A 24,080-nucleotide genomic window follows, 5' to 3' on the forward strand; every position below is an offset into this window, starting at 1 on the left:
GGTGCGGCTGGCGACGCGCGGCCGCCAGCCGTCACGTCCTTATGCCATCTCTGGCAGCCCTTCCAGCAGCTTATCGAGCGTGAGGGGGTAGTCGCGCACGCGCACGCCGGTGGCGTTGTAAATGGCGTTCGCGATGGCGGCGCTGACGCCGCACAGGCCGAGTTCGCCCACGCCTTTGGCTTTCATCGGCGACGACACCGGGTCGGTGTCTTCCAGGAAAATCACCTCCTGCGTCGGGATATCGGCGTGAACCGGCACTTCATAGAGCGCCATATCGTGATTAACGAAAAAGCCGCGCCGCGTATCGACGAACAGCTCTTCCATCAGCGCCCCGCCAAGCCCCATCGTCATCGCGCCGATCACCTGGCTGCGCGCAGTTTTCGGGTTGAGAATGCGCCCGGCGGCGCAGACCGCCAGCATCCGCCGCACGCGCACTTCGCCAGTGTTCGCCTCGACGGCCACCTCCACAAAATGCCCGGCAAACGTGGACTGCTGGAACTGTTTATCGAGATCGCCATATTCCATGGTGTCTTCAACCGTCAGCGTGCCGTCAGCGGCAGCATCCGCGAGTGCCGCGATGCGCCCGTCGCCCTGCACATTGCCATCGAAGAATTCAGCGCGGTTCGGGTCAAAACCGAGCTTGTTGGCTACCGCTTCGCGCAGTTTGACGCACGCCGCGTACACGCCCGCCGTAGAGCTGTTCGCGCCCCACTGCCCGCCCGAGCCGGAAGAGATGGGGTAATCGGAATCGCCCAGCCGCACCGTCACTTGCTCCAGCGGCACGCCCATCATTTCAGCGGCGGTTTGCGCGATGATGGTATAGCTGCCGGTACCGATATCCGTCATGTCCGTTTCCACGGTGACGTGGCCCTGCGCGTCCAGATGCACGCGTGCGCCCGATTTGGTCACCAGGTTATTACGAAAACCCGCCGCCATACCGAGCCCAATCAGCCAGTCGCCTTCGCGCACCTGCGCCGGTTGTGGGTTGCGCTGATGCCAGCCGAAGTGCGCCGCCCCGGTACGCAGACACTCCACCAACTGACGGCGCGAGAAAAAGCGCTCCGGGTGCGCCGGGTCGACTTGCGTGTCGTTGATAATGCGAAACTCCACGGGATCGATGCCGAGTTTTTCGGCCATTTCATCCATGGCGATTTCCAGCACCATCATGCCCGGCGCTTCGCCAGGCGCGCGCATGGAGTTGCCCTCGGGCAGATCCAGCTCCGCCAGCCGCAGCCCGGTGTGGCGGTTCGCGCCCGCGTAGAGCAGCTCCGTCTGGTTGGTCGCCGTCTCCGTCGGGCCGCCAGGCAGGTTGCCGGACCAGCTTTCATGGGCGATGGCCGTGATGCGCCCGTCGTTGTGCGCGCCGATGCGCACCCGCTGGATCGTGGCCGGGCGGTGGGTGGTGTTATTGGGAATAAAGGGGCGCGGCAGCATCACTTTCACAGGGCGTTGCGTTGCGCGAGCGCCGAGCGCTGCCAGCACCGCGTCGCTGCGCAGAAAGAGTTTGCTGCCAAAGCCGCCGCCGATAAACGGCGAACGCACACGGATATTTTCAAGGGGAATATCGAGCGTTTTGGCGAGATCGCCGCGCCACCAGTTAATCATCTGGCTCGACGTCCAGAGCGTGAGTTTATCGCCCTCCCACGCGGCCATGGACGCGTGCGGCTCCATCGCCATATGGCTTTGATCGGGCGTGGTGTATGTGGCATCGAGCTGCACGGCGGCGCTTTCAAAAGCGCTGTTAAAATCGCCAACGATTTTATCGGGCGTATCCTCCGGCGGCGTGGTCACCGACGGTTTTTCCTGCGCCAGATCGTAATGCCCCGGCGCTTCTTCATATTCCACGGCGATAAGCCCGGCGGCCGCGCGCGCCTGTTCGAACGTTTCCGCCACCACCAGTGCGATAGCCTGATGATAATGCTCGATTTCCGGGCCGCCCAGCAGTGTTGCGGCGTTCATATCGCCCTTACCCGGCAGGGCGGCGTTTTCCGCCGTCACCACGGCCAGCACGCCGGGCGCCTGTTGCGCCGCCTGGATATCCATCGCGACGATGCGCCCTTTGGCGATGGCGGAGCCTACCACGTGGCCATAGGCTGCGTTCGGCGCTTCATCGTGCCACTCATAGGCGTAAGTGGCCTGGCCTGAGGTTTTCAGCGGGCCGTCGATACGATCGCGTGGCCGCCCGACCACTTTCTGCTGGTCGATCGGGTTTTCTGTTGCCGGTTTTTCAAATTTCATCAGCCTGCCCTCGCTTGCGTCAGTACCGAGGCGATGGTGCGTTTCGCCAGCACCAGCTTGAATGCGTTTTCCGCGGTCGGCTGCGCGTCGGCGAACAGCGCGTCATACACCGCCTGCGCGCCGTGAGGCACCTGCGCATCCGCGGCATCAAGCCGCCAGGGTTTATGCGCCACGCCGCCCACCGCCACGCGCCCGGTGCCGTCCGGCTGCACAATCGCGGCCACCGACACCAGCGCGAACGCGTAAGAGGCGCGGTCGCGCACTTTGCGATAGATATGCGTTCCGCCCACCGGCGGCGGCAGGGTGACGGCCGTGATGAATTCGCCAGGCTCCAGCACCGTTTCCAGATGCGGCGTATCGCCAGGCGCGCGGTAAAACTCCGCAACCGGAATGCGGCGCACCTGGCCGTTCGGGTTGATGGTTTCCACCACCGCGTCCAGCAGGCGCATGGCGACCGCCATATCGCTCGGGTGCGTGGCGATACAGGCGTCGCTCGCGCCCACCACGGCTAACTGGCGGCTGTAACCCTGCATGGCGGCGCAGCCGCTACCGGGCTTACGTTTATTGCACGCCTGGTTGGTATCGTAGAAATAGGGACAACGGGTGCGCTGCAACAGGTTTCCGGCGGTCGTCGCCCGGTTGCGTAACTGCCCGGACGCCCCGGCCAGCAGCGCGCGTGAAAGCACGGCGTAGTCGCGGCGCACGCGTTCATCTGCCGCCAGATCGGTGTTGCGCACCAGCGCGCCAATCCGCAAACCGCCGTTTTCTGTCGGCTCAATTGTGTCGAGTGCGAGACCGTTAACGTCAATCAGATGTACCGGCGTTTCTATCTCCAGTTTCATCAGATCGAGCAAATTCGTGCCACCCGCGATGAATTTTGCGCCCGGCGTGCGCTGCGCGCTGGCCGCCGCCTCTGCAGGCGTCTCGGCGCGTTCGTAAGTGAAAGCTTTCATGAGGATTCACTCCCGGCGACATTTTCGATCGCAGCAAGAATGTTGGCATACGCGCCGCAGCGGCAGATATTGCCGCTCATGCGCTCGCGGATCTCGTCGGCGGTCATTTCCGGCGGTGAAACTAAATCGTGCGTCACATGGCTTGGAATGCCCGCTTCGATTTCCTTGAGCATCGCGACCGAGGAACAGATCTGCCCCGGCGTGCAGTAGCCGCACTGAAAACCGTCATGCTCCACAAACGCCGCCTGCATCGGGTGCAGGTTCTCCGGCGTGCCGAGCCCCTCAATGGTGGTGACGTCGGCATCCTGGTGCATTACCGCCAGCGTCAGGCACGAATTCACGCGCCGTCCGTCGATGATGACCGTACACGCGCCGCACTGGCCGTGATCGCAGCCTTTCTTGGTGCCCGTCAGCGCCAGGTGTTCGCGCAGCGCATCCAGAAGCGTCGTGCGGGTGTCCACCTCCAGCTGCCGGGTTTCGCCATTCACCGTCAGCCTCAGCGGGACATATTGCGGCGGCGGGCCGCCTGCATCGCGCTGATGCCCGTGGTGTGTTTCATCGCCGTGGTTGCTCATGCCAGGCCTCCAGTATTGTCAAAGTGAAAAGAGTGTTGCCGCTACGATGCCGCGCGGCTTTTTTTATAACGGAGAGTTAATAATAGACGGCGCTGACGCGCTGGCAGGCGCCGCTAAAAAATTGCCGCCCGCCGCCGATACCTCTGGTATCGTGAATTTCCCCAAAGCCGCCTGAACCTGACGCTATGATTTCCATCTGCATGATCGTGAAAAACGAGGCAAAGCATCTTGCCGATACGCTCGCCTCCGTCGCCGCGCATTTCGACGATATTGTGATTGTCGATACCGGCTCTCAGGACGACACCAGAGCCGTCGCGCAACGCTTTACAGATAAGGTGTATGACTTCGCGTGGGTGGATGATTTCGCGGCGGCGCGCAACGCCTCGCTGGAGTACGCTCGTCACGAGTGGGTGCTGGTGATTGATGCCGATGAATCCATAACGGCGGTGGATATCCCGGCGCTACAGGCGCTTATCCATGCGCACCCGGAGGGCGTCGGGCGCGTGGAGCGAATTAACTATATTGACGAAGGCGACGGCGTCACCACCCTGCGCGAGCGCGTGTCGCGCCTGTTTCCGAAGGCGCGTTATCACTACCAGGGCGTGATCCACGAGCAGGTGACGCCGCGCGAGAGCCACACGCCGGGCGACATGTTCCCGGTTCCCGTGACGCTCGATCACGTCGGCTACAAAAAAGCGGTGTTGCAGGAGACGGATAAAATTACCCGCAACATCCGCCTGCTGGAGCGGGCGTTGCAGACGCAGCCGGACGACCCGTATCTCTGGTTTCAGCTAGGCAAGAGCCATTTTCTCAAACGCGACTACAGGCAAGCGTCAGAGGCGTTTCGCAAGGCGCTGAGTTATGAACCGAACGTGGCGCTGGAATATGTCGAAGAGCTGGTCGAAACGCTGGGCTATGCGCTGATTAATCAGGGCGACTACGCAGCAGCCATGAGCATTCTTGATTACGAGCGCTGGTATACCTCCGCCGATTTCATGTTTCTTAAGGCGCTGATTCTGATGAATAACGGCCAGCTACAGGCGGCAGTGGACACCTTTTTACACTGCACCCGCATGCCGCAGAGCAGCAAAGCGGGCGTGACCAGCTTTAAGGCCTGGTACAACATCGGGGTGATCCTGGAATTCTCCGGCATGACGACAGACGCGCAGGCCTGTTATACGCAGTGCGGCGATTACCCACCCGCGCAGGCAGGCCTGACTCGGCTGAACGCCTGACGCACGCCTTTACCTTTTCCGGTTGCCGGTCATTTTCAGGGCTTCGACCACCAGCGAAAAGGCAGGAGATGGCTGCTTTCTGCTGGGATAATAAAGGTAATACCCAGGAAATGGTGCGCACCACGCTTCAAGCACACGCACCAGATTTCCGTCTTTAAAATGATCGTCAAACTCCCCTTCCGGCAGGAACGCGATGCCGAGTCCGTCCAGCGCGGCGTGAACGATATGCGCAGCCGTATTGAAAATAAGCTGGCCCTCAACGCGCACATTCACCGGCCCGTCCTGCCCATCAAATTCCCAGACATACAGTCCGCCTCCGCTGGTCATACGCAGATTAATACAGTTGTGAGCCACCAAATCGTGCGGCGTCTCCGGCATCGGATGCGCCGCGAAGTAATCCGGCGAGGCGGCGGCAGCCATCCGCATCGGCGGGCTGATCGGCACGGCAATCATGTCTTTATCGATCGTACCGCCAAGCCGAACGCCTGCATCAAAGCGATCCGCGACGATATTGCGAAACCCATGGTTGGCATCAAATTCCATCTCAATATCCGGGTAATCGCGTAAGATCGGCGTCAGTTTTGGTAATAAGAGCGCATGCAGAATGTGCGGATCGCAGGTAATACGCACCTTACCTGCAGGCTTATCACGCAGCGCGCTCAGCATGTCGAGTTCTGCTTCGATTTCATCAAAACGGTTGCCGATCGCCTCCAGCAGACGCTCGCCTGCGGCCGTGAGCGAAATGCTGCGCGTCGTGCGCGTCAGCAGGCGCAGCTTTAGCCGGTTTTCCAGCCCGGCAATCGCCTGGCTTAGCGCCGACTGCGTCACGCCAAGCTGCGCCGCAGCGCGGGTAAAACTGCCCTCACGCGCAACGGTCACAAAAGAAAACAGATCGTTCAGGTTACGTTTCATCGCCCGTCTTCTTGCCTCAATTTATTAGCAAAACTAATAACAGTGTTCAGTATTCATTAGCTAGTCACCCTGACACACCCGTGTAAAACTTTCATCAACAATCCGTTCTGCTCTCGCGGCGCAGGTTTACGCACCGCCGCTTTTAACGGAGCCAGAAACGCCGAACGCCCGTTCCGGCTCGTTTCCCGGCACCCGATAACACCAGGGTTTTCAGCCATGTGCCGCATTTTTACGGCGCCTGCGCTGGCGTGCGCGCTATGCAGCGCGTCGGACCACCCTCTATCACGCTACAGGGCCTGTTGAAGATGACAACGACAACACATGATGACACCCACCCGCGCGCGTACTGGAGCGGCGTGCTGGCCATGACGCTCTGCGCCTTTGCGCTGGTAGCCTCGGAATTTATGCCGGTGAGCCTGCTGACGCCGGTATCACAGGATTTAGGCATCAGCGAAGGACTGGCGGGCCAGGGCATCGCGATTTCCGGCGCGCTGGCGGTACTGACCAGCCTGTTTCTGTCGCAGCTCGCAGGCACTCTCAACCGCAAGACCTTGCTGCTGGGACTGACGCTGCTGATGGCGCTGTCCGGCGGCGTCATCGCGCTCGCGCCCGATTACCTCACCTATATGGCGGGCCGCGCGCTGATTGGCGTGGCGATCGGCGGGTTCTGGTCGCTCAGCACGGCAACGGCGATTCGGCTGGTGCCGCGTCATCAGGTGCCACGCGCGCTGGCGATTTTCAACGGCGGTAATGCGCTGGCCACGGTTATCGCCGCCCCGCTCGGCAGCTGGCTCGGCGTGGTGATAGGCTGGCGCGGCGCGTTCTTCTGCCTCGCACCGATCGCGCTGTGCGCCTTTATCTGGCAATGGCAAAGCCTGCCTGCGATGCCTGCGCAGGGGCACAACGGGCGCGCTAGCGGCGCGCTGCGCCAGCCGCTGGTGATCGCGGGCATGGCGGCCTGCGGGATTTTCTTCATGGGTCAGTTCGCGCTCTTTACCTATGTGCGTCCGTTTCTGGAAACCGTCACCCGCGTCAGTGTCCCTACGCTGTCGCTCATTCTGCTTGGCATTGGCACCGCCGGGTTTACCGGCACGCTGCTGATTAGTGGCGCGCTGCGCTCAGGCTTCTACCGGACGCTGATTGCCATCCCTTTTTTAATGGCGACAATTGCCGGCGCGCTGACCGTAGTGGGCCACAGCGTATCGCTGGTCGCGGTACTGCTGTGTGGCTGGGGGCTTATCGCCACCGCCGCGCCCGTGGGCTGGTGGACATGGGTCGCCCGGACGCTGCCCGATAACGCCGAGGCGGGCGGCGGCCTGATGGTGGCGGTCGTTCAGCTTTCCATCGCGCTCGGCTCCACGCTCGGCGGGTTCGCTTTTGACCACAGCGGCTGGCGCAGCACGTTCTTTCTGAGCGCCGGGCTGTTACTGCTGGCGGCGCTACTGACAACCATCACGTCAAAACAGGATTTACATCCTGACATCTGAGCCGCAAGCCGGCTGAACATTGAGGAGTTTCGCTATGCACATTAAGGCTATTGGCGCGCTTTCCGCCACTCAACCGCTTGAACCGATGACGATTAACCGCCGCGAACCCGGCGAGCACGATGTGCAAATCGCCATCGCGTATTGCGGCGTTTGCCACTCGGATATTCATCAGGCTCGCGCCGAATGGGCAGGCACGTTATTTCCCTGCGTGCCGGGGCATGAAATCGTCGGTCGCGTCACTGCAATCGGCACGAAAGTGACCGGCTTTACGCCCGGCGATCTGGTGGGCGTCGGCTGCATCGTCGACAGCTGTAAACATTGCGAAGAGTGCGATGACGGTCTTGAGAACTACTGCGATCACATGATCGGCACCTATAACTTCCCGACGCCGGATGCGCCGGGCCATACGCTTGGCGGTTATTCACAGCAGATTGTCGTGCATGAGCGCTATGTGCTGCGCATCCGTCATCCGGAATCCCAGCTCGCCGCCGTCGCACCGTTACTGTGTGCAGGTATTACGACCTATTCGCCGCTGCGTCACTGGCAAGTTGGGCCCGGTAAAAAAGTGGGCATCGTCGGCATCGGCGGGCTTGGGCATATGGGTATCAAACTGGCGCACGCGATGGGCGCGCAGGTCGTGGCGTTTACCACATCAGAATCCAAACGCGACGCAGCGAAAGCGCTGGGTGCCGATGAAGTGGTGGTATCGCGTAACGCCAGTGAAATGCAGGCGCACGCCAAAAGCTTCGATTTCATCCTGAACACCGTGGCCGCGCCGCATAACCTGGATGCCTTCACTGCGCTTTTAAAACGCGACGGCACAATGACGCTGGTGGGCGCGCCCGCGTCGCCGCATCCGTCGCCGGAAGTCTTTAACCTGATTTTCAAACGCCGGGCTATCGCGGGCTCGATGATTGGCGGCATCCCGGAAACGCAGGAGATGCTCGATTTTTGCGCCGAGCACCGTATCGTCGCCGACATTGAACTTATCCGCGCCGATGAGATTAACGAGGCGTGGGAGCGCATGATCAAAGGCGATGTGAAATATCGCTTTGTCATCGACACCGCGACGCTGGCGTGAAAGACGCCCTGTTCTCATGACTGAGGAGTTAAATTATGACGGATATTTATTATTGTGGTTCCCAGGCCTCTTACGCTGGCCCGAAAGACTGGTTTACCGGTACGGTGCGTGTCGATCCGCTTTTCCCGGCGAATGCCCCGGCGCGCGCTGGTGGTAATAGCGTCACATTTGAACCGGGTGCGCGAACGGCCTGGCATACGCATCCACTGGGCCAGACGCTGATCGTGACCGCAGGTTTCGGCTATGTGCAGACCTGGGGCGAGCCTGCTCGTGAAATTCGCCCCGGCGATGTGGTCTGGATCCCGCCGTATGAAAAACACTGGCATGGTGCCAGCCCGACTACGCCGCTGACCCATATCGCTATCCAGGAAGCGCAGGACGGCAGCGTTGTAGAGTGGCTTGAACATGTTTCCGACGAGCAGTACGGGGAGCGCGGGTAAGCCATCACAAAGGCCTGGGCCAAAAACGCAGGCCTGTACAAAAAAGCTTATCGGCGGGGAAAGGCCAGGTATAATCCGCGGCAGCGGGAATGGCCCGCCCTCCTTTCCTTAGCCACAAGGACGTCACGATGAACGCGCCCGCCGACCGACTTCAACATACCCTGCTCTGTATTACCGTCGGGCTGGCCTGGTTTATGCTGCCGATGGTGGTATCGATGCTGCCGGGCTATATGAGCATTTACCGTGCCGGGTTCGCCACGCCGTTGCTCTACTTCGTGTTCTGGCTGCCGTTCGCGCTGTTTTGCTGGCAGCGCTACCAGAAGCGCTTCGGTCTGCTGCCTGTGGGCGGGCTGAGCGTGCAGTCGCTGGTATTGCCGGGGCTGGCGCTGCTGGCGCTCTCCATCATTCATGGGCTGTTCGGCAGGCAGGAGCCCTGGAGCGCGACGCTTTCGCAGATGTCATCCCTGAACCTTGCGCTCACGGCGGTCTGCATCTGTCTGCTGGCGCCGGTGGTGGAAGAAGTTATCTGCCGCGGCTTTTTGCTGAATGCGGGCATCGGCTGGGGGAAAATGGGCCAGACGGTCGCGATGGTCGGCACATCGCTGTTTTTCGCCATCGGCCACGCGCAGTACCAGATGCCCACGACTTTCGTCTGGCTGTTTGTTTTCTCGATAATTCTCTGCCAGGTGCGTATTCACACCGGCAGCCTGCTGGCGCCCATTGTGCTGCATTCGGCGACCAATATTATCGGTATGATGGCGGCGCTGAAGCTCTCCTGATCAGTCCGCCGGGAATCGCAGACGAAAGCGGTTCCATCCCGCTTCATGGTCTACCGCCGTTTCGCCGCCGTGCAGACGTGCAATGGCCTCTGTAAGCGCCAGCCCAAGCCCGGTGCCGGGCGTGTGGCGTGCGTTATCCCCGCGCCAGAAACGCTGAAATAGCTTTTCCGCCTCCGCTATCGGCGCGCCCTGGTTGGCGACGCTGAGCACGGTTTCTCCCGCCTCCTGAACGGCCGTAATCCGCACCTCGCTGCCTGCGGGCGCGTGGCGCAGCGCGTTCGTCAGAAGGTTAGTGAGTGCTCGCTGGAGGAGCAGTCGATCGGCGAAAATTTCACCCTGAGCCTGCACGTTAAACGTTATCTCCTGCTCTTCCGCCAGCGGCTCCAGAAAATCGGTCAGTTGATGGATAAACGGCTCAAGCGCCAGTCTTTCGCGCTTCAGCGCGATGTTTTGATGATCGGCGCGGGCGAGAAACAGAATGTTTTCAATCAGCCGGGTCATCTGCTCCAGCTCTTCGATATTCCCGGCAAGCAGGCTCTGATACTCCTGCACGCTACGCGGGCGTTGCAGCGCGACCTGATTTTGCCCCAGCAAAATGTTAACCGGCGTGCGCAGTTCGTGGGCGAGATCGTCAGCAAAGCGCGTCAGCCGCGCAAAATCCTCCGCCAGACGGTGACGCATCGTATTGAGCGCCTCGCCGAGCGGCAGCAGCTCGCGCGGCAGGGTTTCCAGGCTGAGCGGCTGTTGCAGCGTCTCACTGCCGGTGCGCGCGGTGGCCTCGCTGAGACGGGCGATGGCGCGCAGGCCGCGGCGGATAAGCCACGGGCTAAGCAGCGCGGCGGCGAGCGTCGCCAGCAGGCACACCATCAGGCTCTCCCGGCGGTACTGCGCCAGCATCTGCGCGCGCTCCTGCGCCACGCGCGCCACGGTGATGATGAGCGGGCCGCGCGCATCGCTCGCCGTCAGCGCCAGCGCGCTCACATAGACGCCGTCGGGCCGCTGCCAGCGGTATAGCGCCTGCTCGTTCACGCCGCGCCCCGGCGGCACCGGCGCAAGCGTCGGCAGCGCGACGCCCGCCTGGTTGATATTCACCAGCGTCTCGCCCTCCGTGCGCTTTATCAGCAGCAGATCCTGGCGGGTATCCAGCATCCGGTTGAAATAGAGCGGCAGCTGGCGCGGCTCGGCCCCGTCCGTCAGTAGCTGGCGCAACTGGGAGGCGCGGTTCAGCAGCGTCTGGTCGTCGCGCCAGAGAAGCTCGGCGCTTAACGAACGGTAGAGCGATATACCTGTGACGCCGCAGGCAAATGCCACCAGCAACGTGAAGATGAGCGTCAGGCGCAGCGTTAAGGAGGGGCTACGCATCGCTCTGCTCCGGCGCATTGAGGCGATAACCCATGCCGCGCACGGTTTCTATCAGCTTGAGCGGGAACGGATCGTCGATTTTCTTGCGCAGGCGACGGATGGCGACATCCACCACGTTGGTTTCGCTGTCAAAGTTAATTCCCCAGACTTCGCTGGCGATCAGCGTGCGCGGCAAAATTTCCCCGACGCGGCTTGCCAGCAGCCACAGCAGCGTAAATTCCTGGCGGGTCAGCGCGATCCGCTCGCCGCCACGGCTGGCGGCGTGGCGCGCGGTATCAAGCGTCAGATCCGCCACCTGTAGCGTCGCGGCGGCAGGCGCATGGCGGCGCAGTTGCGCCCGCACGCGCGCCAGCAGTTCGGCGAAAGAAAAGGGCTTCACCAGATAGTCATCGGCCCCCAGCTCCAGCCCTTTCACGCGATCGCTTACCGCATCTCTGGCCGTCAGGCAGAGCACCGGCGTGGCTTTGGCGGTGCGCAGCGCGCGCAACACCTGCCAGCCGTCGAGGCCCGGCAGCATGATATCGAGGATAATCAGCGCGTAGTCTTGCTCCAGCGCCAGGTGCAGGCCATCGCGCCCGTCGGCGACGGCGTCCACTACCAGCCCCGCCTCCCGCAGCCCTTTTTCGAGCCACGCGCGGGTTTTGTCGTTGTCTTCAATCAGCAGCAGTTTCATGGCAACAGTCTCGCAAAGAACGCGGGCGCTGCCCAGCAGCGATGCGCAGGATGACAAAACTGTCATCTTCGCGTCAGGCGTTTTCGCCCGCGCGGGTGGCAGGATAAGCACACAAACACTTAAGGAGGAATGATGATGAACCGTTTTCAAACGCTTGCCGCCGCTGCCCTTTTCGCCCTGCCGGGCCTCGCGCTTGCCGCGCCGGCGAATTTACTGAGCGTGCATGTACTGAACGAACAGACCGGTAAACCCGCGCCGGGCGTGGTGGTGAAGCTGGAGAAAAAACAGGGCAATGCATGGGAGCCGCTGAACCAGGCGACGACCGATAAAGATGGCCGCATTAAGGCGCTCTGGCCGGACGCGCCCGCTGCCGCAGGCGACTACCGCGTGATTTTTGAAACCGGCGATTACTTTGCCTCGCACAAGCAGTCCAGCTTCTTCCCGGAAGTGCCGGTGGTGTTCCATATCGATAACACCGACGAGCACTACCATGTGCCGCTGCTGCTGAGCCAGTACGGCTACTCCACCTATCGCGGCAGCTGAAACCCAGGCGGCGGGCAGCAGAGAATATTGCCGAGAAAGACGAGCAGCGGCGAGGATTCGGTCTCGCCGTAGTAGTCCACATCGGGCAGCGCGTACAGGAAGCGGATCTCGCTGACGCCGCGCTCGCACAGCTGTTCCCCCGCCGCGCGGGTTAAAAACGCGAAGTGCGGGTCGAGCGCCGGGTTATGCGGGTGTATCGACCCTTTTTCGCCAGGCGTCGCGCCGTACCAGAGCGCGATCGCGTCGTCGGCGTACCCCTGCGCGAAGCCGAAATCCTGCAAAAAATGGCGCTCGCAGCCGGGCCCGGGCAGCGCCTCCCGCAGCGCCTGTACGTCGTCAGTCGTGGAATACCAGACCGCAAAATGCATCGTCGCCATAATGGCCTCCGCGTCGTGTTGCCTCAGAGTTTACCCAACAGCCGGAACCAGCCGTAATCGAGCGGCAACAGGAAAAGAAAGGTGACTACCGCCAACGCCAGGCAGAGCTTCATGCCCGCGCGCGCCGGAACGTTGCCGAGCGCCATCGCCACCACGATGGGCGACGCCTGGTATGGCAACAGCGGCGTGGAATATCCCAGCACCTGAATCATGATGGCCGAGAGCAGCGGGAAACCGGTACTGCGCGAAAAGCTCTCCGCAAGCGTGGTATAGAGCGCCGGAACGCCGTTGGCCGTCATGATGAAGTTAAGCGCCGTCGTGATGCCGGTAAGCGCGGCAAAACTGGTAAAGGGGCGCGCCGGATCGAGCGGCATGACCTGCATCAGCGCCGCGCCGACCGCGTTGCCGATGCCCGTGTGGGTCACGGTGGTCGCAAGCCCCAGAATGCCCGCCACGTAGATGCAGGTGCGCATGTTGACGCCGCTTGCGAACTCATCGCCAGTGATAAACCCGACGCGCGGCAGAAGCGTGATAACCGCCGCCGCAAGCCCTGTCCATGCCGGGCCGATGCCGTGCCAGCTCTCGGTGACCCACAGCGCCAGCACCACCAGCAGCAGCCAGCCGAGGCGCTTTTCCGCGCGGCTCATCGGCGTCGCGGCAGGCAGCTCGCGCGGCGGCTGTGGCTTGCCGGGGAAGAACCAGCAGATAAGCGCAATCAGCACCGCGCCCTTAAGCAGCCCCAGCACTGGCGTGTGCAGCAGCAGATACGGCAGATAGTTGAGATGAATGCCGAAGGAGCCTTCCGCCGCGCCGCTCATCACCAGATTCGGCACGTTGGCGGGCAAAATGGTGGCGGAGAGCTGGAACGTGCCAAAGCCCACCGCCAGCGCCAGGCCGTACCAGCCGCGGGTGTTTTCTTCGATACCGGCGCGTTTCGCCATCGCCGCCACGACGGGCATTAAAAGCGCGATGCGCCCCATGTTCGACGGCATCACGAACGCCAGCGCATAGCTGAGCAGCACCACGCTCGCTACCATTTGCCACCAGGAATCGGTCAGCCGCGCTGACAGCGCCCGCGCTGCCCGATCCGCAAGCCCCGTTTTACGGATCGCCACGCCCAGCACGAAACCGCTGAACACCAGCCAGAACGCCGACGATGCAAAACCGCCGAACAGGACTTCCGGCGGCGCGATTTTGGCTATCATCGCCACCGCGAAAAAGAGCAGCGCCGTGATGAATTCCGGCAGCAGGGACGTCGCCCAGAGCACGATGGTCAGCAGAATAATGAGTGAAGGTAAGAGCAGCGGGTGTGCAAGCCAGACGGACATACCTGTCTCCTGATGAATTTTTCAGCAAGTCTACGGCGCGTCTGGCGTTAAGTAAATGTTATAGCGTGCCTTCGTTAAGCAGCGCGCAGTCGTGGTCCTGAAGCTCCTCGCTGTGCGCCAGATTGAATTGCAATAACTGACGTTGCGTGGCGAGCAGGACAAACGAGCCATCCTTGAGCGGTGCCAGCGCCAGCGAGTAGCGCCCCATGTGCTCACGCGCTTGCGGCACCTCTTCCGCCAGCATCATGAACGGCGAGCGGCGTGACAGCTCTTCGCCGGAAACACGGCGCGCTAAATAATCGTGACCGCGCAGACTGCCCGGAAACGGCTGCCAGCGGCTGCCGATGGCGTTCATCGCGGCATCAAGCTGTGCGCGTACATCCGGGCGCAGGCAGGAAATATGGATGTGAAAATGATTCTGGGAGCGGCCCATCCTGGAGTTGATGGTCAGTGAAACGGCGCTGTCGGGCACCGGACTACCGCGTTTTTCGCTCATCCAGCGACGCGCCTGCCATGCCTGCCAGAAAAAGTTGGGCGTTTTATCGGAAAGCAGGAGCGGGCTTTCGACGCCATTGATTTTCCAGGTCGGCATCAGCAGATATTGCAGCGGACCGTTGATGTCTTTGAAGACGACATAACCCGCCGGGAGATTGACCTGGGCGCAAGGGGCCGGATCCTGACGCTCGCGCTCGCCGGGCAGACACTGCTGCATAACGATGTGTCTTAACGCGTCCGGATCGTGTGGAAAGAGATATCGCCACGCCACCAGCGTGGTTAATGCCAGTACTGCGATAAGCGCAACGGTGATAAATAGCGCTCGTTTCATGCTTCTCCCCTGTTAAGACTGAAAAGGCAAAGGGTAGCGTAAAACGGAACGAAGCGGGGAGTTTATTACGCGGGAAAGCTGGCCACATCCTTGTGGCCGGGGTATTTAACGCTGGCTTATCTGATCGAACGTGCCGCCGTTGGCAAAGTGCGTCTGCTGCGCTTTGGTCCAACCGCCGAACACGTCATCAATGGTGAACAGTTTTAGTTTCGGGAAAGTGCTTTCATATTTCGCCGCGACTTGCGCATCGCGCGGGCGGTAGAAGTTTTTCGCGGCAATCTCCTGGCCTTCCGGCGAGTAGAGGTATTTCAGGTAGGCTTCCGCCACCGCCTGGGTGCCTTTCTCCTGCGCCACTTTATCGACGACCGAAACAGTCGGCTCCGCGAGGATGGATTCACTCGGCGTCACGATTTCAAATTTGTCTTTGCCAAGCTCGTTGGCGGCCAGCAGCGCCTCGTTTTCCCAGGCGATCAGCACATCGCCGATGCCGCGCTCAACAAAGGTATTGGTCGCGCCGCGCGCGCCGGAATCGAGCACTTCGACGTTTTTATACAGCGCTTTGACGAACTCCTGCGCTTTAGCCTGATCGCCATTGTTGTGATGCAGCGCGTAGCCCCAGGCCGCCAGGTAGTTCCAGCGCGCGCCGCCGGAGCTTTTCGGGTTCGGCGTGATGACCGACACGCCCGGCTTCACCAGATCGTTCCAGTCTTTAATTTGCTTCGGGTTACCTTTGCGAACGAGGAACACGATGGTGGAGGTGTACGGCGCGGAGTTGTCCGGCAGGCGTTTGATCCAGTTTTTATCGATACGGCCGCGCTCGGCGATCGCGTCAACGTCATAGGCCAGCGCCAGCGTCACGACATCCGCCTTGATACCGTTAATGACCGAAGTCGCCTGCTTGCCGGAGCCACCATGCGACTGGCGGACCACGACATTATCGCCAGTCTCTTTTTTCCAGTGCGCGCTAAATGCTTTGTTGTACTGCTCATAGAATTCACGCGTCGGATCGTAAGAGACGTTTAACAACTGCACGTCTTTCGCCAGTACGCTTGCCGAAGCCAACAGTAAAGTAATGCCCACGCCCCACTTGTTCATCGCATGCTCTCTTTTAAATTTTCAGATGTGAATTTCGATAAAAGCAGCGTGCCAGAAAGCGCGGCGCGGACTAAAGAATAAAAAAAAATTGGCTATAACTTTGGGGAATAACGCAGAGTAAAACAACGCCCGGCCGCGTTAGCGTACCGGGCATGTAACGAGAGGCTTAGTAGAGCTTTTTCGCGCAGTCCAGCCAGTCGCCTTTGAACGGACGCTTCATGTTTTCGATAGCGTCGATGATGTCGTGATGCACCATTTTTTCGTTCTGGATGCCAACGCAGCGGCCGCCGTGGCCCTGCAGCAGCAGTTCGATGGCGTAAGCGCCCATGCGGGATGCCAGAATACGGTCATAAGGCACCGGCGAGCCGCCGCGCTGGATATGGCCGAGAACGGTCGCGCGGGTTTCGCGTTTGGTTTCGGTTTCGATGTATTTCGCCAGCTCGTCGATGTCGCAGATGTGCTCGGTGATCGCAACGATAGCGTGTTTCTTGCCTTTGGCGATGCCCGCTTTGATTTCTGCCACCAGATCTTCGCGGTTGAATTCCACTTCCGGCAGAACAATAAATTCGCAACCGCCTGCGATGGCTGCCGCCAGGGTCAGGTCGCCGCAGTAACGGCCCATCACTTCCACAATGGAAATACGCTGGTGCGAAGAAGAGGTGTCGCGCAGACGGTCAATCGCCTCAACCACGGTGTGCAGCGCGGTGAAGTAACCGATGGTGTAATCGGTGCCCGCCACGTCGTTATCGATGGTGCCCGGCAGGCCGATGCACGGGAAGCCCATTTCAGTCAGGCGTTTAGCACCCATGTAGGAGCCGTCGCCGCCGATGACCACCAGCGCGTCGATACCGCGTTTCTTCATGTTCTCGATAGCCACGGCGCGGATATGCTCTTCGCGGAATTCCGGGAAGCGCGCGGAACCGAGGAAGGTGCCGCCGCGGTTGATCATGTCGGAAACGCTGTAGCGGTCGAGCTGGATCATGCGGTCTTCATACAGGCCAAGATAGCCGTCGTAAACGCCGAATACTTCCAGACCTTCCGTCAACGCCGCGCGGACAACACCGCGGATGGCGGCGTTCATGCCTGGCGCATCACCGCCACTCGTCAACACACCGATTTTCTTAATCATGACTACCTCTGAACGTAGAATGCAAAAGGAATACTTTCGCCGGAAACCGCCTGCGCAAGCGCGACAGGTGATCGACTATTGCTGCAAATAGTATATCAACAGCTTCCTGCTGAATTGATTCAGGTCAGCCCGCGTGGGGGTGATGTAAACAAAAAATGCCTGACCGAACCACGCCTTTACAACGAATGCTTAGTGCTCAAATTGCCCCTGCTGAAAGCGCGGAACGACTGAGCATGGGTCCTGATGAATAATGACGTCCGACCCCGGAAACCGGGACAGGATCGCCTGTTCCACCTGTTCGGCGATAAGATGCGCCTGAACCAGCGGCAGGTTGTCTTCCATTTCGAGATGAAGCTGGATAAAGCGGGTCGGCCCTGACTGCCGCGTACATAGATCGTGCGCGCCCTGAACACCAGGCCAGGCGGCGACAATGTCCACGATCGCCTGGCGCTCGTCATCGGGCAGGGCGCGGTCGAGCAGCGACTGCACCGCTTCATAACCCATCCGTAACGCACTGTATAAAATCCAGACGCCAATCCCGAGCGCGAACAGCGCGTCGGCGCGGTGCAGGCCATACCATGAGAGGGCCAGCGCCACCAGAATAGCGCCGTTCATCATAACATCAGACTGATAATGAAGCATATCCGCCCGCACCGCCTGGCTGCGGGTTTTACGCACCACCCAGCGCTGAAATGTGACTAGCATCAGCGTGGTAACCAGCGCGGCCACCGTCACGACAATGCCGACCAGCGGCGCGCGCATCGGCTCAGGCGTAATCAGATGCTGAATGCCGGTCAGGAAAAGAAACAGCGCCGAGCCGGAAATAAACATGCTTTGCGCGAGCGCCGCCAGCGATTCCGCCTTTCCGTGACCAAACGTATGTTCTTCATCGGCAGGCTGAAGCGAATAGCGCACCACTAAAAGATTGGTCAGCGACGCGGCGATATCTACCAGCGAGTCTACCAGGGCTGCGAGAATACTGACCGACCCGGTATACCACCAGGCGAAAATTTTGATTATCAGCAGTAAGGTTGCCACAAGCGTTGCGGCCAGCGCCGCCCGGCTCACCAGACGGCCATAGTCATGATTCATAACGACTCCTGCAAAGGCATGTTGCCAGTATAACTAACCGTTCGCAGGAGTTTGATGAAATTCGTCTGACGCATGAAGGCAGTGAACGTTACAGCACCGTGAAAAAAGGGCAAAAAAAACCCCCACATCATGTGGGGGAAGACAGGGATGGTGTCTATGGCAAGGAAAACAGGGTTTTACTGGTTACTACGGGTACTGCTACTAAAGAGCGGCAGCGCAGACTGGCGCTGCATTTGCGCAACCTCACGGAACTGTTCCATGCGTTGCTGATGTTTCTTGTTCAAAACCGCTTGCTGCTCGGGCGTTAACAGGCGATACATCTGGTTTCTCACCTTCGCCATTTCGACCTGGCGAGCCACTTGCTCCTGGGCCATTTTTTCCGCCTGAGCACGCACAGCGTTTTCATCAAAATTTTCTGCGGTGACCAGCCTGTGCATGGCCTCCATTTCGCTAACATTAACAGGGGGCTGCTCATGCCGCGCTCGCTGCATCAAATCGCGCATTTGCTGGCGCTGATGCTCTGTTAAGTTAATGCCGTCAAACATATGGCTTTGCACACTGTTGCGCTGCGTCAGCATGTCCGCCGGATGCCAGCTTTCGTCCGTCGGGACCGATGCTGCCTGGCTGGTTAACGCACCGACAGCCAGCGTTGAGGCCATGACGGCGGCGGTAACTTTGCGCATCACTGACTCCTGGAAACTTATGTGCTGCGGTTCAACGAAATCCAGTCTACGATTCGGGCTGCAAACATGCGTCAGGGGGTGTAAAACAACGTAAAGTCATGGATTAGCGCGCCTTGATGACGTAATTTCTGCCTCGGAGGTACTGAAAATGAATAAAATCCTGTTAGTTGATGATGACCGCGAGCTGACGTCCCTGTTAAAGGAATTGCTCGACATGGAAGGGTTTAACGTCTTCGTAGCCCACGATGGCGAACAGGCGCTTGACCTCCTGGATGACAGCATCGACCTGCTTTTGCTCGACGTGATGATGCCGAAGAAAAACGGCATTGATACTTTGAAAGAGCTTCGCCAGACACACCAGACACCCGTTATTATGTTGACCGCGCGCGGCAGCGAGCTGGATCGCGTGCTCGGCCTCGAACTGGGCGCGGATGACTACCTGCCGAAACCGTTTAACGATCGCGAACTCGTGGCCCGTATTCGCGCGATTTTGCGCCGCTCGCACTGGAGCGAACAGCAGCAGAACAGCGACAGCGGTTCGCCGACGCTGGAAGTGGACGCGCTGAGCTTAAACCCTGGCCGCCAGGAAGCGAGCTTCGATGGCCAGACGCTGGAACTCACCGGTACCGAATTCACCCTGCTCTATTTGCTGGCGCAGCATTTAGGCCAGGTGGTATCGCGCGAACATTTAAGCCAGGAAGTGCTCGGCAAGCGCCTCACGCCGTTCGATCGCGCGATCGATATGCACATATCTAACCTGCGTCGTAAATTGCCGGAGCGCAAAGACGGTCATCCATGGTTTAAAACCCTGCGCGGTCGCGGCTATCTGATGGTTTCCGCTTCATGATAGGCAGCCTTACCGCCCGCATCTTCGCCATTTTCTGGCTGACGCTGGCGCTGGTTTTAATGCTGGTACTGATGCTGCCTAAGCTCGACAGCCGTCAGATGACGGAGTTGCTGGAGAGCGAACAGCGTCAGGGCACGATGATTGAGCAGCACGTCGAGGCTGAGCTGGCGGGCGACCCGCCCAACGATCTGATGTGGTGGCGGCGGCTGTTCCGCGCTATCGACAAGTGGGCGCCGCCGGGACAGCGGCTGCTGCTGGTCACCAGCGAAGGGCGCGTCATCGGCGCTGAACGCAATGAAATGCAGATCATTCGCAATTTTATCGGCCAGTCTGATAACTCCGATCATCCGCAGAAGAAAAAATATGGCCGCGTGGAGCTGGTCGGGCCGTTTTCCGTGCGCGACGGTGAAGATAATTACCAGCTGTACCTGATCCGCCCAGCGAGCAATTCGCAGTCCGATTTTATTAACCTGCTGTTCGACCGCCCTCTGCTACTGCTGATCGTCACGATGCTGGTCAGCTCGCCGCTGCTGCTGTGGCTGGCATGGAGCCTGGCGCGTCCGGCGCGTAAGCTTAAAAACGCCGCCGATGAAGTGGCCCAGGGCAACCTGCGCCAGCACCCGGAACTGGAAGCCGGGCCGCAGGAGTTTATCGCCGCAGGCGCGAGCTTTAACCAGATGGTGACGGCGCTTGAGCGGATGATGACGACCCAGCAACGGCTGCTCTCTGATATCTCGCATGAACTGCGCACGCCGCTTACGCGTCTGCAGCTGGGCACCGCGCTACTGCGCCGCCGCAGCGGAGAGAGCAAAGAGCTGGAACGCATCGAAACCGAGGCGCACCGGCTCGACAGCATGATTAACGATCTGCTGGTGATGTCACGTAATCAGCAGAAAAACGCGCTGGTGAGCGAGACCATGAAAGCGAACCAGATCTGGGGCGAAGTCCTTGATAACGCCGCGTTTGAAGCCGAGCAGATGGGTAAATCATTTGAAGTGACGTATCCACCTGGCCCGTGGCTGCTTTATGGCAACCCGAACGCGCTGGAAAGCGCGCTGGAGAATATCGTGCGTAACGCGCTGCGCTACTCTCACAGCAAGATTTCCGTGAGCTTCGCCGTGGATAAAGAAGGGATTACGATTAATGTCGATGATGACGGGCCGGGCGTCAGCCAGGCCGACCGGGAACAGATTTTCCGCCCCTTCTATCGCACTGACGAGGCGCGCGACCGCGAATCCGGCGGTACAGGTCTCGGCCTCGCTATCGTGGAAACCGCCGTTCAGCAGCATCGCGGCTGGGTGAAGGCGGATGACAGTCCGCTGGGCGGCCTGCGCCTGACGCTCTGGCTGCCGCTCTATCACCGCTCCTGATGTCGCCCTCCCCCTGCGGGAGGGCGTTGCTTAACCTGCGTCCGCAGTGTTTACCCACCGGCAATTCTGTTATTCTGCGCGCCTCTGCACAAGGGGAGCCGTATGCTGAATATCGTCCTGTTTGAACCTGAAATCCCGCCCAACACCGGTAATATCATCCGTCTATGCGCCAATACGGGCTTTCGCCTGCATATTATTGAGCCGATGGGTTTTACCTGGGATGATAAGCGTCTGCGCCGCGCCGGGCTGGATTACCACGAATTTACCGCCGTGATGCGCCATGCCGACTATGCCGCGTTTCTGGAGGCGGAAAAGCCGCAGCGCCTGTTTGCGCTCACCACTAAAGGCACGCCCGCGCACAGCGCGGTCAGCTATCAGGACGGCGACTATCTGATGTTTGGCCCGGAAACCCGCGGTCTGCCCGCCTCGATTCTGGACGCCCTGCCGCAAGAGCAGAAGATCCGCATTCCGATGATGCCTGACAGCCGCAGCATGAACCTCTCCAACGCCGTATCCGTTGTGGTATACGAGGCCTGGCGGCAGCTTGGTTATCCAGGCGCGGTATTGCGTAGCTAAACGCAGCCGCCAGAAACAACAAAGCCGCGCACTGCGCGGCTTTTTAATGCAAACCTTGCGGGCTCAGATACCGTCGCCGTACTCAAACCCGTGGTTGATGCCGTTGAAATGCTGATCCATATCCATCGACGGTTTATCGCTTTCCGGCTTGCCGACAATGCGCGCCGGGACGCCCGCCGCCGTGGTGTGCGGCGGCACCGGCTGAAGCACCACCGAGCCCGCGCCGATCTTCGCGCCGCGCCCGACTTCGATATTGCCAAGGATTTTCGCGCCCGCGCCAATCATCACGCCTTCGCGGATTTTCGGGTGGCGATCGCCGCTGGTTTTGCCGGTACCGCCCAGCGTGACCGACTGCAAAATGGAAACGTCATCTTCCACCACGGCGGTTTCGCCGATCACAATGCCGGTCGCATGATCAAGCATGATCCCGCGGCCAATGGTCGCCGCCGGATGAATATCAACCTGAAAAGAGACCGACACCTGGTTTTGCAGGAAAATCGCCAGCGCCTGACGCCCCTGCTTCCAGAGCCAGTGGCCGATGCGGTAGGCCTGCAGGGCATGAAAACCTTTGAGATAGAGCAGCGGCGTGGAGTATTTATCCACCGCCGGATCGCGGGTACGGACGGCCTGAATATCGCACGCGGCGGAGGCGATCATTTCCGGGTCTGCCCTGTACGCCTCTTCCACCACTTCACGAATGGCGATTGCAGGCATAATCGGCGACGCCAGCTTGTTCGCCAGCATGTAGCTTAACGCGCTGCCCAGATTTTCGTGCTTAAGTAATGTCGCATGGTAAAAACTGGCCAGCATCGGCTCACAATCGGCCAACTGACGGGCTTCGGCTTTAATATTCTTCCACACCAGATCCAGTTCTTCACACGGCATTGCTTTCTCCAGACAAACAAACAGCGGCCGACAAAATAGTTTGTCGGCACGCATCAATCATTACGGGCGCTCGTCCTTACTGGCTGCTTCGCTCATCCTTGCGGGTACGGCCCAGCAGCGTTAATGCTGCCTCGCGCGCATTTTTTCCGCAATAGAGTACCTGATAAATTTCCTCGGTTATTGGCATTTCCACGCCAACACGCGCCGCCAGTTCGCGCACCTCTTTGGTGTTGCGATAGCCTTCCACCACCTGACCGATCTTCTCCTGTGCGCTCTGCACATCGGCTCCCTGTCCGAGCATCATGCCGAAACGGCGGTTGCGCGACTGGTTGTCAGTACAGGTCAGCACCAGATCGCCAAGGCCCGCCATGCCCATGAAGGTGGTCGGATCCGCGCCAAGCGCTGCGCCCAGGCGAGACATCTCTGCAAGCCCGCGTGTAATCAGTGCGGTACGTGCGTTCGCGCCGAAGCCGATACCGTCAGACATCCCGGCACCGATAGCGATAACGTTTTTCACCGCGCCGCCGAGCTGCACGCCGATAAAATCCGGGTTGCTGTAAACGCGAAAACTTTTGCCGCAGTGCAGAAGCTGCTGGAGATCGTCTGCGAATGTCTCGTCTGTCGCCGCCAGCGAAATCGCCGTCGGCAGCCCCGCCGCCAGCTCTTTGGCGAACGTCGGCCCGGAGATAACCGCAAGCGGAATCTCATCACCTAGCGCCTCACGCGCGACATCCTGCAACAGCCTGCCCGTTTCCGCTTCAAGGCCTTTGGTTGCCCATACCACGCGGGCATCAGGGCGCATCAGCGGCTTAATCTGGCGCAGCACCTGGCCAAACACATGGCTTGGCACCACCACCAGAATGTTACGGCTGGCGGCGAGCGCTGTGGCTAAATCGCTCTCAAGATGAAGCGTATCGGGGAAAGGCACATCGGGAAGGAAAGCCACATTGCAGCGGTCAGCCTGTAGCGTCGCGATATGCGCAGGGTCATGACCCCACAGCACGACGTGATGGCCGTTTCTTGCCAGGGTGATGGCAAGAGCGGTGCCGTAGGAGCCGGCACCGATGACTGTCATTGACGCATTAATGGTGTTCATCAGGCATCCTGATGGTTTGGCGCACCTTCAGCAGCCTGCTGCTGCAGATAGTTCATGAACAGCGCGTCGAAGTTAACCGGCGCAAGGTTCAGCTGCGGGAAAGTGCCGCGGGAAACCAGGTTGGTAATGCATTCGCGAGCGTACGGGAACAGGCTGTTCGGGCAGTAAGCGCCGAGGCAGTGTGCCATCTGGGTGCCTTCGATGCCGGAAATATTGAAAATACCTGCCTGCTGCACTTCGCAAAGGAAAGCGGTCTCTTCGCCCAGCGACGCGGTGACCGTCACGCGCAGTACCACTTCGTAGACATCGTCAGCGAGCTGGCTGGACGCAGTATCCAGATCCAGTTTCACGTCCGGCTGCCAGTCTTTCTGAAACACGTGCGGCGCATTCGGTGCTTCGAAAGAGATGTCTTTGGTGTAGATGCGCAGAAGCTGAAAATTCATTTCAGTGTTGTTTTGTTCTGACATGAGCGAAAACCCTTGTATGTAATGTCCTTAA

At 60.0% G+C, this 24,080-nt stretch carries 25 protein-coding genes; 9 read left to right on the plus strand and 16 right to left on the minus strand.

Going from position 1 to position 24,080, the window contains the following annotated elements; genetic code table 11:
* Positions 1 to 39: 39 nt before the first annotated feature.
* From paoC to paoA, 3 genes are read right to left on the minus strand one after another with little or no spacing between them, the layout of a single operon-like run.
* The gene (gene paoC / locus AFK66_RS18615) at positions 40 to 2,238 is read right to left on the minus strand and encodes an aldehyde oxidoreductase molybdenum-binding subunit PaoC (RefSeq protein ID WP_007779384.1); all 2,199 of its coding nucleotides are present in this window, start codon (positions 2,236 to 2,238) and stop codon (positions 40 to 42) included.
* Positions 2,238 to 3,191, minus strand: coding sequence for an FAD binding domain-containing protein (locus tag AFK66_RS18620; protein ID WP_007779386.1), 954 nt, complete (start codon positions 3,189 to 3,191; stop codon positions 2,238 to 2,240). The genes paoC and AFK66_RS18620 overlap by 1 nt, the downstream gene beginning before the upstream one ends.
* On the minus strand, positions 3,188 to 3,766 hold the full coding sequence (paoA, locus tag AFK66_RS18625) for an aldehyde dehydrogenase iron-sulfur subunit PaoA (protein WP_023899666.1): 579 nt from the start codon (positions 3,764 to 3,766) through the stop codon (positions 3,188 to 3,190). Before paoA ends, AFK66_RS18620 begins: the two co-directional genes overlap by 4 nt.
* Before the next feature lie 185 nt (positions 3,767 to 3,951).
* Between paoA and AFK66_RS18630 the strand changes: the two genes are divergently transcribed.
* A complete protein-coding gene (locus AFK66_RS18630) occupies positions 3,952 to 5,001 on the plus strand; it encodes a glycosyltransferase family 2 protein (protein ID WP_007779392.1) in 1,050 nt (349 codons plus the stop codon).
* A 9-nt stretch (positions 5,002 to 5,010) separates the two neighbouring features.
* On the opposite strand, the gene AFK66_RS18635 is transcribed toward AFK66_RS18630, so the two are convergent.
* The gene (locus AFK66_RS18635) at positions 5,011 to 5,913 is read right to left on the minus strand and encodes a LysR family transcriptional regulator (protein ID WP_023899669.1); all 903 of its coding nucleotides are present in this window, start codon (positions 5,911 to 5,913) and stop codon (positions 5,011 to 5,013) included.
* A 218-nt stretch (positions 5,914 to 6,131) separates the two neighbouring features.
* Here AFK66_RS18635 and AFK66_RS18640 point away from each other — a divergent pair, with 218 nt between their 5' ends.
* The 4 genes from AFK66_RS18640 (at position 6,132) to AFK66_RS18655 (ending at position 9,700) form a co-directional block, all read left to right on the plus strand.
* Positions 6,132 to 7,400, plus strand: coding sequence for an MFS transporter (locus AFK66_RS18640; RefSeq protein WP_007779399.1), 1,269 nt, complete (start codon positions 6,132 to 6,134; stop codon positions 7,398 to 7,400).
* Between the two features lie 34 nt (positions 7,401 to 7,434).
* Positions 7,435 to 8,481: an NAD(P)-dependent alcohol dehydrogenase gene (locus AFK66_RS18645; protein ID WP_023899670.1), complete on the plus strand. Its 1,047-nt coding sequence runs from the start codon at positions 7,435 to 7,437 to the stop codon at positions 8,479 to 8,481.
* Positions 8,482 to 8,516: 35 nt separating this feature from the next.
* On the plus strand, positions 8,517 to 8,921 hold the full coding sequence (locus AFK66_RS18650) for a (R)-mandelonitrile lyase (protein WP_007779405.1): 405 nt from the start codon (positions 8,517 to 8,519) through the stop codon (positions 8,919 to 8,921).
* A 128-nt stretch (positions 8,922 to 9,049) separates the two neighbouring features.
* Complete coding sequence (locus AFK66_RS18655; protein WP_007779407.1) at positions 9,050 to 9,700, plus strand: CPBP family intramembrane glutamic endopeptidase; 651 nt, start codon at positions 9,050 to 9,052, stop codon at positions 9,698 to 9,700.
* On the opposite strand, the gene AFK66_RS18660 is transcribed toward AFK66_RS18655, so the two are convergent.
* Together AFK66_RS18660 and hprR are read right to left on the minus strand one after the other, a co-directional pair.
* The gene (locus AFK66_RS18660) at positions 9,701 to 11,062 is read right to left on the minus strand and encodes a heavy metal sensor histidine kinase (protein ID WP_007779409.1); all 1,362 of its coding nucleotides are present in this window, start codon (positions 11,060 to 11,062) and stop codon (positions 9,701 to 9,703) included.
* Positions 11,055 to 11,735: a response regulator transcription factor HprR gene (gene hprR, locus AFK66_RS18665; RefSeq protein WP_032970957.1), complete on the minus strand. Its 681-nt coding sequence runs from the start codon at positions 11,733 to 11,735 to the stop codon at positions 11,055 to 11,057. The genes AFK66_RS18660 and hprR overlap by 8 nt, the downstream gene beginning before the upstream one ends.
* Before the next feature lie 132 nt (positions 11,736 to 11,867).
* Between hprR and uraH the strand changes: the two genes are divergently transcribed.
* A complete protein-coding gene (gene uraH, locus AFK66_RS18670; protein WP_007779416.1) occupies positions 11,868 to 12,278 on the plus strand; it encodes a hydroxyisourate hydrolase in 411 nt (136 codons plus the stop codon).
* On the opposite strand, the gene AFK66_RS18675 is transcribed toward uraH, so the two are convergent.
* From AFK66_RS18675 to cpxP, 7 genes are all read right to left on the minus strand, one after another.
* Entirely contained in the window at positions 12,263 to 12,655 is a 393-nt protein-coding gene (locus AFK66_RS18675; RefSeq protein ID WP_007779418.1) for a hypothetical protein, read from the minus strand. The two genes, uraH and AFK66_RS18675, sit on opposite strands and share 16 nt — an antisense overlap.
* Positions 12,656 to 12,678: 23 nt before the next feature.
* Positions 12,679 to 13,983 (minus strand): SLC13 family permease, encoded by a 1,305-nt coding sequence (locus AFK66_RS18680; RefSeq protein ID WP_007779421.1) that lies wholly within the window; start codon positions 13,981 to 13,983, stop codon positions 12,679 to 12,681.
* 58 nt (positions 13,984 to 14,041) lie between these two features.
* Positions 14,042 to 14,809 carry a CDP-diacylglycerol diphosphatase gene (locus AFK66_RS18685; protein WP_007779425.1) on the minus strand — a complete coding sequence of 256 codons (768 nt, stop codon included), beginning with the start codon at positions 14,807 to 14,809 and terminating at the stop codon, positions 14,042 to 14,044.
* A gap of 105 nt (positions 14,810 to 14,914) precedes the next feature.
* Entirely contained in the window at positions 14,915 to 15,904 is a 990-nt protein-coding gene (locus AFK66_RS18690) for a sulfate ABC transporter substrate-binding protein (RefSeq protein ID WP_012126261.1), read from the minus strand.
* 166 nt (positions 15,905 to 16,070) lie between these two features.
* Complete coding sequence (pfkA, locus tag AFK66_RS18695; RefSeq protein WP_007779432.1) at positions 16,071 to 17,033, minus strand: 6-phosphofructokinase; 963 nt, start codon at positions 17,031 to 17,033, stop codon at positions 16,071 to 16,073.
* A gap of 189 nt (positions 17,034 to 17,222) precedes the next feature.
* The gene (gene fieF, locus AFK66_RS18700; RefSeq protein WP_007779435.1) at positions 17,223 to 18,125 is read right to left on the minus strand and encodes a CDF family cation-efflux transporter FieF; all 903 of its coding nucleotides are present in this window, start codon (positions 18,123 to 18,125) and stop codon (positions 17,223 to 17,225) included.
* A gap of 176 nt (positions 18,126 to 18,301) precedes the next feature.
* Positions 18,302 to 18,808, minus strand: a complete 507-nt coding sequence (gene cpxP / locus AFK66_RS18705) for a cell-envelope stress modulator CpxP (RefSeq protein ID WP_007779437.1) — start codon at positions 18,806 to 18,808, stop codon at positions 18,302 to 18,304.
* Positions 18,809 to 18,956: 148 nt separating this feature from the next.
* On the opposite strand from cpxP, the gene cpxR reads away from it, so the two are divergent.
* From cpxR to trmL, 3 genes are all read left to right on the plus strand, one after another.
* Positions 18,957 to 19,655 (plus strand): envelope stress response regulator transcription factor CpxR, encoded by a 699-nt coding sequence (gene cpxR / locus AFK66_RS18710; protein ID WP_023899673.1) that lies wholly within the window; start codon positions 18,957 to 18,959, stop codon positions 19,653 to 19,655.
* A complete protein-coding gene (cpxA, locus tag AFK66_RS18715) occupies positions 19,652 to 21,025 on the plus strand; it encodes an envelope stress sensor histidine kinase CpxA (protein ID WP_007779448.1) in 1,374 nt (457 codons plus the stop codon). Before cpxR ends, cpxA begins: the two co-directional genes overlap by 4 nt.
* A 102-nt stretch (positions 21,026 to 21,127) precedes the next feature.
* Positions 21,128 to 21,601, plus strand: coding sequence for a tRNA (uridine(34)/cytosine(34)/5-carboxymethylaminomethyluridine(34)-2'-O)-methyltransferase TrmL (gene trmL / locus AFK66_RS18720; RefSeq protein WP_007779450.1), 474 nt, complete (start codon positions 21,128 to 21,130; stop codon positions 21,599 to 21,601).
* A gap of 63 nt (positions 21,602 to 21,664) precedes the next feature.
* Here the strand turns inward: trmL and cysE are convergent, their stop codons facing one another.
* The 3 genes from cysE to secB form a co-directional block, all read right to left on the minus strand.
* Complete coding sequence (gene cysE / locus AFK66_RS18725; RefSeq protein ID WP_004388495.1) at positions 21,665 to 22,486, minus strand: serine O-acetyltransferase; 822 nt, start codon at positions 22,484 to 22,486, stop codon at positions 21,665 to 21,667.
* Positions 22,487 to 22,562: 76 nt separating this feature from the next.
* Positions 22,563 to 23,582 carry an NAD(P)H-dependent glycerol-3-phosphate dehydrogenase gene (gene gpsA, locus AFK66_RS18730; protein WP_007779452.1) on the minus strand — a complete coding sequence of 340 codons (1,020 nt, stop codon included), beginning with the start codon at positions 23,580 to 23,582 and terminating at the stop codon, positions 22,563 to 22,565.
* Positions 23,582 to 24,049 carry a protein-export chaperone SecB gene (secB, locus tag AFK66_RS18735; RefSeq protein WP_007779455.1) on the minus strand — a complete coding sequence of 156 codons (468 nt, stop codon included), beginning with the start codon at positions 24,047 to 24,049 and terminating at the stop codon, positions 23,582 to 23,584. Before secB ends, gpsA begins: the two co-directional genes overlap by 1 nt.
* Positions 24,050 to 24,080 lie beyond the last annotated feature (31 nt).

It is taken from the genome of Cronobacter malonaticus LMG 23826 (assembly GCF_001277215.2).
GTDB lineage: Bacteria > Pseudomonadota > Gammaproteobacteria > Enterobacterales > Enterobacteriaceae > Cronobacter > Cronobacter malonaticus.

Coding starts and splice junctions, on each gene's coding strand:
- AFK66_RS18645 (WP_023899670.1), top strand. CDS start 7,435: ATGCACATTAAGGCTATTGGCGCGCTTTCCGCCACTCAACCGCTTGAA.
- cysE (WP_004388495.1), bottom strand. CDS start 22,486: ATGCCGTGTGAAGAACTGGATCTGGTGTGGAAGAATATTAAAGCCGAA.
- cpxA (WP_007779448.1), top strand. CDS start 19,652: ATGATAGGCAGCCTTACCGCCCGCATCTTCGCCATTTTCTGGCTGACG.
- AFK66_RS18620 (WP_007779386.1), bottom strand. CDS start 3,191: ATGAAAGCTTTCACTTACGAACGCGCCGAGACGCCTGCAGAGGCGGCG.
- AFK66_RS18635 (WP_023899669.1), bottom strand. CDS start 5,913: ATGAAACGTAACCTGAACGATCTGTTTTCTTTTGTGACCGTTGCGCGT.
- AFK66_RS18675 (WP_007779418.1), bottom strand. CDS start 12,655: ATGGCGACGATGCATTTTGCGGTCTGGTATTCCACGACTGACGACGTA.
- AFK66_RS18690 (WP_012126261.1), bottom strand. CDS start 15,904: ATGAACAAGTGGGGCGTGGGCATTACTTTACTGTTGGCTTCGGCAAGC.
- AFK66_RS18655 (WP_007779407.1), top strand. CDS start 9,050: ATGAACGCGCCCGCCGACCGACTTCAACATACCCTGCTCTGTATTACC.
- uraH (WP_007779416.1), top strand. CDS start 11,868: ATGATGAACCGTTTTCAAACGCTTGCCGCCGCTGCCCTTTTCGCCCTG.
- trmL (WP_007779450.1), top strand. CDS start 21,128: ATGCTGAATATCGTCCTGTTTGAACCTGAAATCCCGCCCAACACCGGT.
- cpxR (WP_023899673.1), top strand. CDS start 18,957: ATGAATAAAATCCTGTTAGTTGATGATGACCGCGAGCTGACGTCCCTG.
- gpsA (WP_007779452.1), bottom strand. CDS start 23,582: ATGAACACCATTAATGCGTCAATGACAGTCATCGGTGCCGGCTCCTAC.
- AFK66_RS18650 (WP_007779405.1), top strand. CDS start 8,517: ATGACGGATATTTATTATTGTGGTTCCCAGGCCTCTTACGCTGGCCCG.
- AFK66_RS18630 (WP_007779392.1), top strand. CDS start 3,952: ATGATTTCCATCTGCATGATCGTGAAAAACGAGGCAAAGCATCTTGCC.
- pfkA (WP_007779432.1), bottom strand. CDS start 17,033: ATGATTAAGAAAATCGGTGTGTTGACGAGTGGCGGTGATGCGCCAGGC.
- AFK66_RS18680 (WP_007779421.1), bottom strand. CDS start 13,983: ATGTCCGTCTGGCTTGCACACCCGCTGCTCTTACCTTCACTCATTATT.
- hprR (WP_032970957.1), bottom strand. CDS start 11,735: ATGAAACTGCTGCTGATTGAAGACAACGACAAAACCCGCGCGTGGCTC.
- cpxP (WP_007779437.1), bottom strand. CDS start 18,808: ATGCGCAAAGTTACCGCCGCCGTCATGGCCTCAACGCTGGCTGTCGGT.
- paoA (WP_023899666.1), bottom strand. CDS start 3,766: ATGAGCAACCACGGCGATGAAACACACCACGGGCATCAGCGCGATGCA.
- fieF (WP_007779435.1), bottom strand. CDS start 18,125: ATGAATCATGACTATGGCCGTCTGGTGAGCCGGGCGGCGCTGGCCGCA.
- AFK66_RS18685 (WP_007779425.1), bottom strand. CDS start 14,809: ATGAAACGAGCGCTATTTATCACCGTTGCGCTTATCGCAGTACTGGCA.
- secB (WP_007779455.1), bottom strand. CDS start 24,049: ATGTCAGAACAAAACAACACTGAAATGAATTTTCAGCTTCTGCGCATC.
- AFK66_RS18660 (WP_007779409.1), bottom strand. CDS start 11,062: ATGCGTAGCCCCTCCTTAACGCTGCGCCTGACGCTCATCTTCACGTTG.
- paoC (WP_007779384.1), bottom strand. CDS start 2,238: ATGAAATTTGAAAAACCGGCAACAGAAAACCCGATCGACCAGCAGAAA.